Below are 14,773 nucleotides of genomic sequence, written 5' to 3'. Positions count from 1 at the left end.
GGATGGGTTAGGTCCGCCCTGTCCGCCGGTGGCAATTAGTCCACGACAGGGGAGTAAAGAGCCCCTGTGCCTGCCACATACCTTTTGGTTCAAGCCTATCAGCGTCTTTGGCTTGTTAATCCTCACGACGTTTATCGAGCGTTAGCATTTGTTGACCATACCATCCGACCCTAGCCCCTGTCCGCATGACGCTTGCAGGAACATTCGCTCCTTGCGGTTTGGATGCCAGCCAACGGTTGGCTGCGGGATACATTGTCGGCGGGCTCTGGCACAGATCGTTACCTCACCGCACCACCGCCTAGGAATATGCTCGGAAAGTCGCCCCTTAGAGGGGTTTTATGGAATAGTTGACGGTCGACAGATTGCCCAAATGTCAGGTTCAGTAGGATTTGAACATATGTGATGATTACAAGCATCTATTGCCCAGTTTTATGCATATTTCTCCGAAATGCTTGCGATATCGCTCTATATCCTGTATAATTGTTGTGGTAAACAGTCATGCGACCGGGGGTATGGCTACATGTTGGGCAAGCGGGATACTCAAATGACCTTCGACGATGTCCTCTGGAGAGAGCGCATTCCCGAGAATTCTGTCTGGATGAAGCTACATGAGTGGATTAAGAAGAACTTAAGCGAAAAGGACTTCGAGCCGCTATTCAGCAATACAGGCCGTCCATCCATAAGCCCTGTCCACACCATGGCTGCGCTTCTCATCCAACTCGAGAAGGGATATTCGGACCGGGAGATGGAGGAAGAATCCCGCTATGACGACAGGGTCAAGTTTGCCATATTGGCCAACCGTAATTTCGAGGGTATCGATGCCGTAACCCTGTGCGACCACAGGAGGCTTTTCCTCAATAGCGAAATCGGCCGGGAGATCCTCAATAAGACCCTTGGATCAGCAAAGGCAGCTGGGCTTTTCTCCAAGGAGAACCTCCAGGTTGTAGACTCCTTCATGATATGGGGTAAAGGTGCTGTTCAGGATACGTATACCCTGATCCGCAAGGGTGTGCTGCGAGTGCTGCGGATAGCGCGATGTCACGGGATGGAGGAAGAATTAAGGGGTGTTTTGAAGCGGGATGATTATGAGAAGCCTGGTAAGCCCAAGATAGACTGGAGCGATGGGGAAGAAAAGAGAAGGCTTTTGGAGAGTCTGGTTTGGGATGCGCTTAATCTTGTGAAGAAGGCAAGGGAGAATGAGCCCATGCCCGGGGATCTTGCGGACGCGGTGGATCTTCTCGAGCGAGTTGCGAGGCAGGACGTTGAGATTGGGGAAGACGGCCGGATTGAGATGGTAAAAGGGACCTGTAAGGACAGGGTGATATCCGTAACAGATCCGGAGATGAGGCATGGGCGTAAGACGAGTTCCAGGAAGGTGGATGGGTTCAAAGGGCACATAATTACCTGCGGGGAGAATGGTCAGCTTGTGGCCGGAGTAGAGGTAACCGCGGCCAACGTCGCGGACAAAGAACCTGTTCCAGAAATGCTTGAAGAGCAGGAGAAAGAAGGGCGCAGGCCTGAGGAGCTTTTGGGGGACTCGGCCTACTTTGATCCAGAGATGACGGAAGAGGAAAAGGAGAAAGGGACGACAATAGTAGCGAAGGCCCCGCCTGTTCCCGAAAGAGATGGTCTATACACGAAGGATGATTTTGAGATAGATACCGAAACGGGGATAGTGACATGCCCTGCGGGTCAGGAGGCAAGGTTTGATGTAAAGTGCATCGAAGAGCGCAAAGGAGCGACAGTCTTCTTTGGCGCTGGAGTATGCGATAGATGTCCTGAAAAGGATAAGTGCACCACAGGCAAAAGCGGCAGATGTATCAGGATACACCCATACGAGCCGGAGATTCAGCAGGCGAGGGAATACCAGAAGACGGAAGGGTTTAAGGATAGATATGTGAAGCGGGTCAATGTAGAGAGATTGAATAGCCATCTTACCCGGCATGGGGCAAGGGAAGCGAGGTATATAGGGACAAGGAAGGTAAAGTTTCAGCTTCTCTTGTGCGGGATTTTGAACAACATCAAAGCGGTAATGAGGGCAGTGGCAGCTCAGGGAGCAGTATGCCATTCTTAAGGAAAATGGTGGAAAACAGCAGAAAGAGGCAGATGGAACACGTATTTTTCATGACGAAAGAGGGCCTCTGATCGGGCCAAGGTAAGAAACTATAACATCCAGCCAGGGTATTATTGTAAACATAATCCCTTCACCAGGGATAGCACGAGCTGTAATAGGGGTTCTCGAGCATATTCTTAGGGTACTACTGGTGGAACAATAGGCTCAGTCCGGAATAGTCCGTTGAGCAGTTCCTCAGACCGCCTCGCGTTACAGCTATACATGGATAAATAACGCTGGATTGTCCTTTCCCCAACACTTATGCGGACGCTTCCCGGAATCACATAATGCCTCGACGCTGCTTGACGGATCAATGCCGTAGTCTCCCCTGGAGCAAGGTCTTGCCTCGATACTATCGGTGAGATGAGCCCATAGCGAAAAGATGCGATCTCCTGCTTGAGTTTATCGTCCATTGGCTGTCCTCCTTTCAAAAATGCAGTGCCTCTATCTGAATCCAATATATCTTCAGCCATATCCATAGACCATGACAGAGTTTGTTGTATAAAGGAAAAATCATGTCCAAATAGAGGAAAATCTTGTCCCGCAGCTTGTTTTAACCATGGGATTTATACTCACGCCCAGTAGGTTGGCATTAAAATCTGGCTGTTTTCGCGACAGTGCCGGAGGATGTGGCGGATCAGACACATGACAATTCCACCGGCGCCCCTGGCATCGGATATGTTGGCATCAAAGATAGAAGAGATTCGAGCAATTGACCCTGGGGAAGACCCCTGGGGCTCCACGGGTCAAGGTGGCCCCGCAGAGAACATCGCCTAAGTCGAAGAGCAGGAACATACGACCCTTTGTTCCATCCACCTTCACCCTCGGCCATGCCACCATGATGGTAAGCCTTGCAATGAGATTTGAGATGAGCGATACTGCGCTGTCGAGGACGCGCCTTGCGCGCGCCATCCACCGGGAAACAGTGCGGGCATCTACACCCGCCTGTTCAGCAGCCTTTTCTATGGTGACACCCTCCAGGTGAGACCGCACGCAAGATTCTCGCACCTCAATGATATGGTGCAAATATGGCGCTAGGAAATCAGGCAATACCCCGGAGGTCTTTCCACACTTAGGGCATCGCCACCTGTAAACTAGAATGCATATGCGGCCATCACGCGTGCGCGGATGGCGATGATAGCTATCCCATGGGGTCATCACGGTATTGCAATTAGGACAGCGCACTTCGGCGTCCGGCCTTTTGTATCGATATTGGGCATTGTAGCTATTGACATCGACAGCAAGCGGCATTACGATAGGCATGGGGGTAAGGGTAATACCTCCTCTACGGGGTGAGAAGGTTGTGTAGACACGGTGGCCTTCTCACTTCTTTTTTTGCTTTCTCTCCCTATTCCACGCCGCCATATAGCTATCCTGCTTCCTCATAGAATAAATAAAGCCCCCCAAGCTGCCTTCGCCTTGAGGGGCCCCGAAGACACGCCACCTTCAACCGGAAATCTCGCCTATATCGACGTCAGTTTAGACCGGCATTAACAGCTAATGGCCCCGGTCAGTTCGGAGCGGCAACGGGGTCATAAGGGTTAGGCCAACCGCTTCCAGGCGGTATCGGTATGACGAGAGTGTCCGCCGACCCGAGTGAGGCACGAAGCGCCTCTCTGTGGAGTTACGTTCACCGCAATAGCTTCCTATCATTTTGCCACGTCTTCCACAATCCTCTTCGCGTTATCATAAAAGATGGGTTTCAACTGGGTTGGAGACAAATCTTCAAGCTCTGCAGCTTCCTTAATGGCTCGAAGGCTCTCGTAGGCGAAATATGTGCATTCAAGTGCTTTCTCCCCTGGCGCGGACAAGCTCCATGGGTAAGGTTTCGCAGTTACAAATAGATTTCTTTCATTGACGCATACAACCCGCCCCTTCTCCCAGGCGATCGGAAGATCTGTCCCAAAAAGTATCCGTTCAAGGCTTACCTTCCTGAAAAGGAGCTGATATACAACCGGATTTTGGACCATAGCTGTATCAAAATAGACATTTTCCAAATCTTTCAACTGGCCCAATCCTTCCTTCGCCGGCCAAGTGCAATATGACCTCCCCACATGTGCAATTACGAGCCTTGCATTAGGGTATCGCCTGGCCATCCTCTTAATCGAATCCAAATTGTCGGGATCGGCCAGTCTCAATTCCCGTGGAATATGCAACAGAATTATTAGCTTTCTAGCATTTGCAACCTCAAGCTGAGCTTCAGTGACCATATCATCGATTCGGACTTCATTCTGTTCCTTCCAGGTCACGAAAGTCCAGTAGGGTTTGAATCCCACAAAACTCCCGCGGGAGATCATAGCATCAAGCTCATCCGAAGATGCATCGAGCGGGGGTATCATTAAACCGTATCCATTGACCTTCCGACTCGAAGAGGACACATACTCGTTATTTCTGGCAATATCGACTTCCTTTCTCGGAAGGCCGAACATTAACATCGTAACTCTCTTGCCAGGAAATAGGATTGATTCAGCCCCTGTAAGCCTCTCGACCGGAAATTCCGCACAGGTGAACGGAAGCGAAGGGGAGGAAGACTCAATTGACCAACCTCCGCGCATATGGTCGCATAACCAAATGTGGCAGTGAAAGTCAAAAATCGTATCCGGAACGAAATCTTTCAGCTCGCCGTTCCAAATGTCGAGGTCAGTTTTTTTGCAGCAGAACATGGGCACTCCTCCTTTAAGAATTAATGCCTTCGAGCTCCTTGTAGACCTTAGATAACTCCTTGAAGATTGCTTTGTAAAGACCGAACAGCCGCGAATACGTATCTGATACCGGCCTGACAGGCTCAATCCGAAGGACGTGTCGACCTGGATCTGTGAGACACTGCAGCGAAGTCAAGACACCGGAGCCCAGCCCTGCCGCGATTGCGGCACCTAACGCTCCAGCATCTGTCACATCCGGTATCTCTAGCTGAAGCCCAGTTATATCCGCTATTATCCGAGGCCAAACAGAACTCCTGGTACCCCCACCCAGCATCTTCAAAACCGTGGGACTAGCCCCCAAGGCCCTGAAACACTCTAGAGCCCACCGCACCTCATACCCGACTCCCTCCATGAGCGCGCGGCTTACGTGGCCTCGGGCATGCCCTAATCGCAGTCCCATGATGGTTCCAAAATGACTCCCCTCCCAGTGAGGTACTCCGGCGCCGGCAAGATGGGGGAAAAAGAAAAGACCGTTACTCCCCGGAGAGATTGCCTCTGCATCCCTATCTATCGCTTCATAATCCTGCTCTCCTATGAAATTCTTTAACCACCTCATGCTTACTCCGCCTGCTGGAATAGAAGACAGGATCCCCCACAAGCCGGGAACTACATGCTCCTCGATCGCAAGATAGTTCTTATGGTCGAAGGTCAAATTTTCAACTGCACACACCAAAACCCAAGCGGTTCCCGTAGAAAGTAGCACTTCCCCTGGATTTATAACGCCTGCGCCCAACGCCACGCAAAACTGGTCATGGCCTCCGGCATATACCGGGAGTCCGGCCCTAAGTCCGAGTTCCCCGGCCGCCTTACATGAAAGAGGCCCGATCTCTTGCATTGGATTTGTGAGGTCAGAGAGTCTTGACCTGGATATCCCCGCTATGGCCAGGAGCTCCTCGTCCCAATCCCTTTTAAGGAGGTTATAAAGAATTGAAATGCATGCGCTGGATTTATCAATTACATATCTTCCCGTAAGCCGATAAGCAATATAGTCAGCGGTGGTAATGAACCGAGCCGCCCGACGGAAGTTTTCCGGTTCGTTTTCGCGGAGCCATGCTAAGCTGGTCAAGGGCAATCCCGCCCTCAAACTCCAGCCGGAACGGCGGTAAAAGAAATCGATGCCGAATTCTTCTGTCAGTCTTTCTGCTTGGGGCTTGCTGCGGTGATCCAGCCACGAGATGGCCGGTCTGATTGGTTGTCCCAAATCATCCAGGGGGGCAAGGGCTCCCCCCTGGCTTGAAAGGCCGATGGCAACGATCTGGCCTGTAGCCCCGTCACATAACTTGCCCAGGACACCCCTTACCGATGTCCTCAAGGCATTCCACCAGTCCTCTGGATCTTGTTCAACCCATTCACGCTGCGGCGTACTCAGAGGATATTCACTTTCATGTGAAGCCACGACCTCAAGCCTATCGTTGACTATTATGCACTTAACTGCAGTCGTCCCCACGTCAAGGCCCATAAGGAGAGCCACACGCTATCATCTCCCTCCGTTCGAATCCATCTGAAGGCTATGTGCATGAATCACCCTATGTGGAAAGCTTCGATCCCAAGGAATCCAGCTACGGCCTCTATTGCTTCCCCAAGCCTTCCGTATCCAAGAGCCTGATGGTGTGACCCCCCCACCTCCGCAAACCTGTCGAGAAATTCCTCGAGCTTGCAGTTTGGCCTCCATTTGAAATTGGGAGCCCCGATATTCAAATAGCAGGGAATATCCAGGACCTCGCCTTCGGCCACCACTAGGCGGAAGGATCCCTTGGGCCCGGTCGTAAGGGAGCAGATGGTCGCCTCTCCCGGTCTTAGAGCAAACACTGGAGTCGGTATGGGTTGCATCTTCACCAAATGAAACGGTTTTCGAATCACCTTTACCGGCACGTCCCTCCTGGCCATCGCGATATTCAGCTCACCCATATGCCTCATAAAAAGAGCTTGTTCCTCGAAATCCATCGTGAACATCTCAACAAACGTCGATTCCTTAGCCAACTCCCGCATTAAGATACATCCGGCGGCGACTGTGACATCACCTTCGGCACCGTATCCTACTCCCTCAGCCATCAGCTTGGAAGCTGCTAAAAATGGCAGGATGGATATCCTATTACTGCCAGCCAAAGCCATGAAATGCTGCGCCCAGGCATTCAGATGGTAATCGGATATGAGCCTTCGAATAGCCCATTCAAGCCGGGCTGCCCCCTCATGTTCTGCAGAGGTTATCATATCGTCCCAATCGAAATGTTTACGGTCCTCCGCCATTAGTTCCCCAAGGTCACCTTCCGGAGCCTTCTCCACTAAGTTAGCAAGCTCATCTATAGAAATATGTATCACCGCCGGCCCTATCTTGGCCAGGAATGCGGTCTCATCCACGCAGAAATCCCCCATGTCCTGCATCGGATATCCCAATAACGCTATTCTGCTCTTCCTCAGTACAGAGACGGCCCGGGCTGCCCTAAAAAGCATGATAAGCCTATGTATCGCCTTGGCATCCCTCCAATGGCCCGTTATAACCCTGAAATTCCGTCCTGAGCGCCTCAATGCCGAAGTCAAATCCTGGACACCATGGACACCATGGTTTTCCATCATCAGGCCCGGACCCGAATCCGCCAATATCCCGGTGGCCTCTTGGGTGTTCCAAATGATTACAGGAAGTTTAGTGCGGAAAAGTGCCGGAAGAGCGATGAGGCTCGGCGCATACGTAAGAAAGATGACAAGTATGGCATCGCAACCTTCGGATTCAAACCTAGCAACGGCTTTTTCAACGCTTTCCCTTGTATTACAGGCACCAGGAAAACAAAAATTTATGTCATTTTCCATCATTTTGATCAGCCGTCTAGCGAAAACCTCGCGTCCCGACCTCAACTCCGGAAGACTTGAGTCATATAATTCTAGGGTAAGCCCCAACAATCCAATATTGGGTTTAAACACCAGGAGATTCACCTCCCGCCCTTCGTGAAATCTGGGATCTCCACTGGAGCACCCTTCTTCTTTACGGATTCTATAGACAAGGGTATTATCGAGCTCCAGGTTACAGCGTCATAAACATCTATAGGAGGACGGGTACCCTGGAGAATTGCATCCACAAAATCCTGCAGGGCAAAGAAATCCCCGCCTCCGTGGCCTGCTTCCCTCGCTACATCTCCCCACCGCTTCCAGCGAGGATGCTCAAACTCATCCGCATAATCCCAAAGGCACTCCCATCCAGTGGCCGTACCGTCCGGGGCAGTAGGGCTTCGCCCTTCAATCCATATCAAGGGGTCATCCTTCTCATAACGCGGGGAAACATACGAAGCTGTGGTACCCTGGAGCACATAATGTGTCATATTGTGGGGCCTCGCTGAAGTAGAATCGACTCTCAATACAATTACCGCTTCGCTCTGGGTCTCAATCAATGTAGTCGCTGAATCCCCATGGCTCCAAAATTCCCTTTTCGCCCCGGGATGCTCCTTCCCAAAGTTTCTTTCAGCGTACCTTGGCGTGCTTGCTGTCTTGGCCATCCATGTGGAGGTTAATACGAGTCTGTCATTTTGGTTAATCCCCAACCACTGGGCTATGGGACCGAGGGAGTGCGTCGGGTAAGTGTTACCGTTTACGTCCCGCTTTTCCTGGCCCCTCCAAGTAAGCTGGCCATTCTCACAGAAGAAAAGTTGACGACAGTCATGGATATAAGCCCCTTCAGCATATGTGATTTCCCCGAAAATGCCCTTTTGAGCCATGTTAAGGACCATCATATTCGGACGCGTATAACAGTAATTCTCAGCCAACATATAGGTTAGACCTGTTCTTTCCACTGTTTCAACAAGCTCCCAGCATTCATCCAACGTAAGCGCGGCCGGAACTTCGCTTAAAACATGCTTACCGGCTCTCATCGCCTTTATCGCCTGATTTGCATGAAGGCGTCTCGGCGTTGCGATGAAAACCGCATTGCAGTCATCCTCGTAAAGCAGTGTTTCGAATGAAGTATAACCCTTGACCCAGGGGAAGTCCGCCTTCCACCTAGCGACCACTTCCTCAGAAATGTCACAGATCGAGCTCAGGACTACCTTTTCCGAGAAATACTTCAGGGCTGTATTGAATGCAGCCCCCCTCCTCCCCCCTATGACTCCGAGTTTGACCTTAGTTTTGCCTCCCATAGCATCTTCTCCTTTCCATCATCTACTATTCCTTCAAACCTGTAAGCGTTATGCCCTGGATAAACGATTTTTGAGTGAAAAAGAAAAGGATTATTATCGGTACCGTCATCATTGCGGATCCAGCCATAATCCCGGACCAGTTTATCTCGCCGATCTGAGCACTCCTCATGGCATGTAAAGCCAAGCTTAAGGTCCATTTATTCTGGTCGTTAAGGTAGATCAATGGACCGAGGAAATCATTCCAGCCATTTAAAAACGCAAAAATAGCGACAACGGCCACTGTCGATTTAGAAAGAGGCAGAACGATTCTCCAATAGATCCCTAGCTCTGAACACCCATCTATCCTTGCGGCATCTGAGAGGTCTGTCGGTATTGTTAAAAAAAACTGTCGAAGGAGAAAAATATAAAATGCATTCCCAAGGAAGCTAGGAACTATCAAAGGTTTGAAGGTGTTTATCCAGCCTAGTTTGTTGAAAACGATGAAAATCGGGATCATGGTCACAGCATAGGGTATCATCATCGTAGATAGCAGAGCGACAAAAAGAATGTCCCGCCCGGGCCACCGAAGGCGCGCAAAACTATAGGCGACTAGAGAGGATGAAATGACCGTACCCATCACTTCGCCGAAAGCTATAACAAGGCTATTTACTACTGTGACCCTAAATCTCAGTAACGGAAGAACCTTGATGTAGTTCTGCCAAACGATGGGATTCGGGATCAACTTGGGTGGAAACATGAAGATCTGGGTATCAGGTTTGAGGGAGGTCGAAAGAAGCCAAAAAAGGGGAAATGCAAATATAACCGAAAGGGTTATCAAAAGCAGGTAGGCTATACCCCTTCCTAAAGCCTCGCGTTTCTTCTTGCTTCCAAGCAGGCTCGCGTTGAAATTAGCCACCGGGACCACTCCCCTTTCATGTCGAAAACCTAAGACCTTCCGGCATAGTAAACCCATCTTTTTGAAGTAGACACAACTGTGAGGGTAAGTATCATGATTATCACGAGAAGCACCAAAGCCTGACTTGAGGCGTATCCCATTTTAAAATATCTAAAAGCGTTATTGTATAGATACAGAGCGTAGAAAAGCGTTGAATATGCCGGACCGCCTTGTGTCATTATGAAAGCTTGAGTGAAGGTTTGAAAACCGCCGATGATTCCCATAACCAATGAGAAGAATAGGGTCGGGGTCATCATCGGAATCGTTATCCGGAAGAATTTCTGAAACACGCCGGCACCGTCCAGTTCGGCAGCTTCATATAACTGTTGCGGAATGTCCTGAAGCCCTGCCAAAAATATGATCATCGTCCCCCCGATTCCCCATATGCTCATCAAAATCAAGGCGGGCTTAGACCATACAGGGGAACCGAACCAGTTAGGCGCAGGAAGTCCCAATTTCGAGAGAAACGCATTTAAAAGTCCGAAATTGGGATTGAGTATCCAGAGCCAAAGCATGGAAGAGGCTACTATCGGAACTATCGATGGCAGATAGAATATCGTCCTGAACAGGGCCATGCCTTTCACCTTTTGATTTAAAAGCTCCGCGAGCAAAAATGCCACTATTATCCCGAGAGGTATGGAAAAGGCCACATAGTAGAAGGTATTCGAAAGCGATCTATAAAAGAGAGGATCCGACCTAAATAGTTCCTGATAGTTGACTAGACCTATCCATTCGGGAGGCGCGAAAACCTTAAAGTCAGTTAAGCTGTAATAGATTACGGTTATGATGGCATAAACCCTGAAGATACAAAATCCCAAAAGCCAAGGAAGCGCGAAAATGACTCCTGTGAGGGCTTCTCGATTCCGGAGGCTCATATATCTTAGCATCCCAATTCCCTCCCGCCACAGCTTCACATTCCTCCGGCTGGGAGGCCACGAGAGCCGCCCAGCCATTTCTATTCTCGCATCTACCGCTTCTTCAAATTCTTATCGAGTTCTCGCTGGACAACCTCGTCAACATACTTTAGGGCTGACCTCGGCGTCTTTTTGCCTCGATAAGCAAGATCAACCTGGGCACTTAGCTCATCCATGAGTTTAGGAATCACCGGTATCGCCGGATGAGGCCTTGCGATCTCTAGCACCTCCATGTTCTGCTCCCAGAGAGCCATAGGATACCATTTAGGCAGGAGACCCAGCTCAATAAACCTCTTATTGAGACGCCTACTAGGGGATGGATGTGCACTTATCTTACTTCTTTCTAACCACGCCTCCCCCATAACTGCAAATTTTATAAACTTATATCCATATTCAGCATTCTTAGATTTTAGCACAACCATGGCGTCGCAATGTGCCAAGGGCCCTTTCTTCCGGTCGGGAGGACCGGGAAGAAGGGGTCTAGCAAACCCATATTCGAGGTCTGGTTTATATCTGTGGAAGGAGTAGTAATGATAATGAGAGGCTATCATCATTCCAAGTTTACCTAGAATGAATGGATCGTTTTCGCCCCCAGTGAATCCGGCCTGCCAAGCCGTTATCTCTTCTATACCCCCGAACTTATTTAGGAAGTTGACCTGCCACTCTAAAGCCTGAACGTTTACAGGATCACTTGCAGTTATCTTTCCAGTCTTCTCATCATAGAACGAACCACCCCAATGATACGCCCAATTAAGAAAGCCTCCCCAGATATTCTGCGGCAGGAAGCCTATCCTTACCAACTTGCCCCGCGAATCCTCTAAAGTTATCTTGGACGCATATGCCTCTAACTCTTCTAGACTCTTCGGAGGCAACTCGGGATCAAGGCCAGACTCACGGAAAACCTGCTTGTTCCAACAAAGAGAGGTTGGCTGCGCCGCCCATGGGAGTCCCACATATTGACCTTTATAGTGAAACTGCTCTAGAAAAGCGGGAAATACATCTTTTGGATCCCATGTCGGATCCTTCTTCATATAGGGATCAAGGGGAACCGTCAACCCCATATCGGCAACCGCTATCGCTTGCCAGCTTCCCCAGAGATGTGCAGCAGCAGGGGCTGTGCCCGAGGCTACAGCCACAGCCAGCTTTTGAAACATACTATCCCAGGGGACCATTTTGCAAACTATCTCAACATCCGGGTTTGCTTTCATGAAGAGATCCGCCATCATTTGCTGAAGTTCGTCCCAGGGAGGGCCATATGGATGCCAGTATTCGATCACAACCTTTTTGCCCGCATCAACTCCGACAGCTACCAGTAAGACTAATAACATTGAAAGAGTAAGCAGGCTTGCCAGTAACTTTCTTATCATTGTCTATCACCCTTTCTATAATTATCCTCTCAACCGCTCCCATTTCCGCCTAACTGCTCTCGATCGCCCCTAGCAACCCATCCAGCAATTCTCCGTTTAGGAGCCAGTTATCGCACCCCCCTCCTACTTGATTATCTCAAGAGAGTTCCCGAAGAGCGGCTTCCGCGGATACATCATTATGCACGATACTGCATATTGCCTTGATTAAAGCCACGGGGTTCTTCGATTCCCAGATATTACGTCCCATCGAAACCCCAGCAGCCCCGCAGTCTATTGCTTCCCTTATGAATTTCAAGAGGACTTCCGGGTCATCCGAAGCAGGGCCACTCAACACCACATAGGGTACTGGACAATATTTTACAACCTCTCGAAATGTTTCAGGGTCCCCAGTATAGTAGCCTTTAACAATATCAGCCCCCAACTCTGCCGCGACTCTCGCGGAGAACTTCACCACCTCGGGATCTGAGGGCCATTTGCGGGATGCCTTGGTTTCAAACTGGTGAGTTAATATCTCAGGAGGGATCATCTCGGTCATCATAGGCATGCCCCAGAGGTCGCAGAGCTCACCGGCTCGCCCATTCTTCTCGGCAAGTTCCGCCTCACGCGGAACCCCTATGACGCCAAAAGTGGCGACCGCATCTGCCCCGAGCCTTAAAGCCTCCTCCACAGAACATATGAGACGGTCATTGGTCAGGTCCGGCCCTATGGATGTAGCAGTCCCATCTATCCTCAGCATAAAGGGGATCTTGCCAGCCAGTTCCTCATATGTATGCTTCGCTATACCGGGGGTCACCAGAACTGCATCGGCTCCCCCTTCCGCTGCCGCTCTCACGATGGCTTTAGTATCCTCCAGGCCTTTCATCGGCTTGATACATATACCATGATCCAATGTTATTAAAACGAGACGCTTTGTCTTGGATCTAAATAACCTGGCCATCCTGATTGCCTTTCCTATGGACACATTCCCTCATCCTTTCCGAATCTGGCTTCATTAGTTTATATGGATAAATTCAAGGGCCCGTAAGGTACACCAGAAAGGGTACCCTGAATCTATGCCCGTTATAGAAGGTCGCCTAGCATAGGATCACTTTGACACTCTTTGCCTCCAGAGCCTCAACCTCTTCTTGGGCAGCCTCGCGATTCGTGACAAGAATATCGACCTTCTCCGCCGAGGCTATCGGGACCACCCCTCTTATCCCTATTTTCCTGTAGTCCGCTACAACTATAACCTCCTCCGAACACTCAACCATGGCACGCGTGACCCCCGCATTCTCGGGATCATGAGATGTAACGCCATCTGCCGCGGTAAATCCATCCGCACCGATAATGGCCTTCAAGGCCTTGTAACTACGGATGTCCTGTTCAGCCATGGAACCTACAAGACATTGCTCATTATGTTGATAAACCCCGCCGGTCATGACAACTCTAATATATGGGATGGCCCCTAACTCATAAGCTACTGGGAGGGAATTGGTGATAACCATCAACCCCTTATGATTCCTCAGCTCCCTTGCCACATATAAGGCAGTCGAACCCGTATCGAAGAAAAGGGTCTCTCCATCCTTGACCAAAGACGCAACCGCCTTCGCTATTCTCATCTTCTCCCCCGAATGAACGCTTAGCTTCCTCTCTAGATTCGAAGGATGCTGAAGTGAGGAAATAAGCGTAACGCTACCGTAGCTCCTCGATACCAGGCCCCTTGCCTCCAGAATGCGTAGATCTCTGCGCAGTGAAGCAGGTGAGATCCCTTTGAATCTTGATAATAACTCATTTACCGATATCTCATGAGCCTCACGAAGAACCTCCAAAATCTTGTCTCTTCTTTGCTGTAGTTCTAACATTTATGCACACCCCATCTAAGATTATATTCACTTTAAGCCTACAACAGCAGCTAATTATCAATCCTATGACCCTCTAGGTTCCCAATTTGGCATGATAAGTTATACCATATGATCCATCAAAAATCATTATATGCAGTACATAGTATAAGATTATTGCTACAATTTGTCAATATATTTTTATAAAATTTTAAGGTATCGTCAAGGTAGTGATAAATAGAGGCTGTGAGCCATTTTGAAAAATGAACCCATGGCTACCTATTATCGCCTGGGATTCCGTCAATTGGATGGCGAGGTAAGCTCATCCACGGCTCAACATATATGCTCCTAAGACTACAAAGAAAAGGGCAGTAATAAGCTTGACAAAGCTAATCTTTTGAGAGAACGCTTCAGTAACCTTCCTCAGATCGGACAATCATATACCAATAACTAGAACCCCCATTAGAGGTACTATATACGTAACTTACATTTCGCACCCTTTCGGAGTATGAAGGAGCATTTTCTGAGGTCATAGATAAGGGAGAGATATTTTAGTGATAATGTTACATTTATAGGATTATAAGGCAAATATTTACTTATACTTTCCCCTGCTTCCGTGTATACTGGGGGCGGGGGTGTTTCCAATGGTTTCATCCTTAAAGATATTCCATGCAGGACCTGCTCCTCTTATCTCAGCATTATTCGACACCCTTGGGATCGGTAAGATCCTTGATTCTGTCCTCCCCTGGGACGAGACCCAATGCAAGTTGCCCCCTTCTATACGAATCAAGGCTCTTGTGATAAA

12 protein-coding genes are annotated in these 14,773 nt (G+C 49.5%); 1 reads left to right on the top strand and 11 read right to left on the bottom strand.

Features of this window, described 5'->3' with window-relative positions; all coding sequences use genetic code 11:
* Nucleotides 1–520 precede the first annotated feature (520 nt).
* Nucleotides 521–2,074, top strand: coding sequence for an IS1182 family transposase (locus HPY52_00060; protein ID NPV78659.1), 1,554 nt, complete (start codon nucleotides 521–523; stop codon nucleotides 2,072–2,074).
* Between the two features lie 176 nt (nucleotides 2,075–2,250).
* On the opposite strand, the gene HPY52_00055 is transcribed toward HPY52_00060, so the two are convergent.
* The 11 genes from HPY52_00055 to HPY52_00005 form a co-directional block, all read right to left on the bottom strand.
* Nucleotides 2,251–2,526: a hypothetical protein gene (locus HPY52_00055; GenBank protein NPV78658.1), complete on the bottom strand. Its 276-nt coding sequence runs from the start codon at nucleotides 2,524–2,526 to the stop codon at nucleotides 2,251–2,253.
* A gap of 274 nt (nucleotides 2,527–2,800) precedes the next feature.
* Complete coding sequence (locus HPY52_00050) at nucleotides 2,801–3,364, bottom strand: helix-turn-helix domain-containing protein (protein NPV78657.1); 564 nt, start codon at nucleotides 3,362–3,364, stop codon at nucleotides 2,801–2,803.
* Between the two features lie 398 nt (nucleotides 3,365–3,762).
* On the bottom strand, nucleotides 3,763–4,776 hold the full coding sequence (locus HPY52_00045; GenBank protein NPV78656.1) for an amidohydrolase family protein: 1,014 nt from the start codon (nucleotides 4,774–4,776) through the stop codon (nucleotides 3,763–3,765).
* A 13-nt stretch (nucleotides 4,777–4,789) separates the two neighbouring features.
* Entirely contained in the window at nucleotides 4,790–6,286 is a 1,497-nt protein-coding gene (locus HPY52_00040; protein ID NPV78655.1) for a hypothetical protein, read from the bottom strand.
* A gap of 50 nt (nucleotides 6,287–6,336) precedes the next feature.
* Complete coding sequence (locus HPY52_00035; protein NPV78654.1) at nucleotides 6,337–7,731, bottom strand: L-fucose/L-arabinose isomerase family protein; 1,395 nt, start codon at nucleotides 7,729–7,731, stop codon at nucleotides 6,337–6,339.
* An 8-nt stretch (nucleotides 7,732–7,739) separates the two neighbouring features.
* Nucleotides 7,740–8,936, bottom strand: a complete 1,197-nt coding sequence (locus HPY52_00030; GenBank protein NPV78653.1) for a Gfo/Idh/MocA family oxidoreductase — start codon at nucleotides 8,934–8,936, stop codon at nucleotides 7,740–7,742.
* Between the two features lie 25 nt (nucleotides 8,937–8,961).
* The gene (locus tag HPY52_00025; protein NPV78652.1) at nucleotides 8,962–9,888 is read right to left on the bottom strand and encodes a carbohydrate ABC transporter permease; all 927 of its coding nucleotides are present in this window, start codon (nucleotides 9,886–9,888) and stop codon (nucleotides 8,962–8,964) included.
* Nucleotides 9,861–10,757, bottom strand: a complete 897-nt coding sequence (locus HPY52_00020) for a sugar ABC transporter permease (GenBank protein NPV78651.1) — start codon at nucleotides 10,755–10,757, stop codon at nucleotides 9,861–9,863. The genes HPY52_00025 and HPY52_00020 overlap by 28 nt, the downstream gene beginning before the upstream one ends.
* Before the next feature lie 80 nt (nucleotides 10,758–10,837).
* Nucleotides 10,838–12,151 (bottom strand): extracellular solute-binding protein, encoded by a 1,314-nt coding sequence (locus HPY52_00015; protein NPV78650.1) that lies wholly within the window; start codon nucleotides 12,149–12,151, stop codon nucleotides 10,838–10,840.
* Nucleotides 12,152–12,287: 136 nt separating this feature from the next.
* Nucleotides 12,288–13,112 carry a fructose-bisphosphate aldolase gene (locus HPY52_00010; GenBank protein ID NPV78649.1) on the bottom strand — a complete coding sequence of 275 codons (825 nt, stop codon included), beginning with the start codon at nucleotides 13,110–13,112 and terminating at the stop codon, nucleotides 12,288–12,290.
* 112 nt (nucleotides 13,113–13,224) lie between these two features.
* Nucleotides 13,225–13,992 (bottom strand): DeoR/GlpR transcriptional regulator, encoded by a 768-nt coding sequence (locus tag HPY52_00005; GenBank protein NPV78648.1) that lies wholly within the window; start codon nucleotides 13,990–13,992, stop codon nucleotides 13,225–13,227.
* Between the last annotated feature and the right edge of the window lie 781 nt (nucleotides 13,993–14,773).

The sequence above is a fragment of the Bacillota bacterium genome (genome assembly GCA_013178415.1).
Classification (GTDB): domain Bacteria; phylum Bacillota; class SHA-98; order Ch115; family Ch115; genus Ch115.
The sequence above is the reverse complement of the archived record's forward strand: the minus strand, read 5'-3'. Positions and strand labels throughout refer to the sequence as shown.

Bases quoted from the DNA above. Each gene is read 5' to 3' on its own strand.
- HPY52_00060 (NPV78659.1), top strand. From the start codon at position 521: ATGTTGGGCAAGCGGGATACTCAAATGACCTTCGACGATGTCCTCTGG.
- HPY52_00055 (NPV78658.1), bottom strand. From the start codon at position 2,526: ATGGACGATAAACTCAAGCAGGAGATCGCATCTTTTCGCTATGGGCTC.
- HPY52_00050 (NPV78657.1), bottom strand. From the start codon at position 3,364: ATGCCGCTTGCTGTCGATGTCAATAGCTACAATGCCCAATATCGATAC.
- HPY52_00045 (NPV78656.1), bottom strand. From the start codon at position 4,776: ATGTTCTGCTGCAAAAAAACTGACCTCGACATTTGGAACGGCGAGCTG.
- HPY52_00030 (NPV78653.1), bottom strand. From the start codon at position 8,936: ATGGGAGGCAAAACTAAGGTCAAACTCGGAGTCATAGGGGGGAGGAGG.
- HPY52_00025 (NPV78652.1), bottom strand. From the start codon at position 9,888: ATGGGTTTACTATGCCGGAAGGTCTTAGGTTTTCGACATGAAAGGGGA.
- HPY52_00020 (NPV78651.1), bottom strand. From the start codon at position 10,757: ATGCTAAGATATATGAGCCTCCGGAATCGAGAAGCCCTCACAGGAGTC.
- HPY52_00015 (NPV78650.1), bottom strand. From the start codon at position 12,151: ATGATAAGAAAGTTACTGGCAAGCCTGCTTACTCTTTCAATGTTATTA.
- HPY52_00005 (NPV78648.1), bottom strand. From the start codon at position 13,992: ATGTTAGAACTACAGCAAAGAAGAGACAAGATTTTGGAGGTTCTTCGT.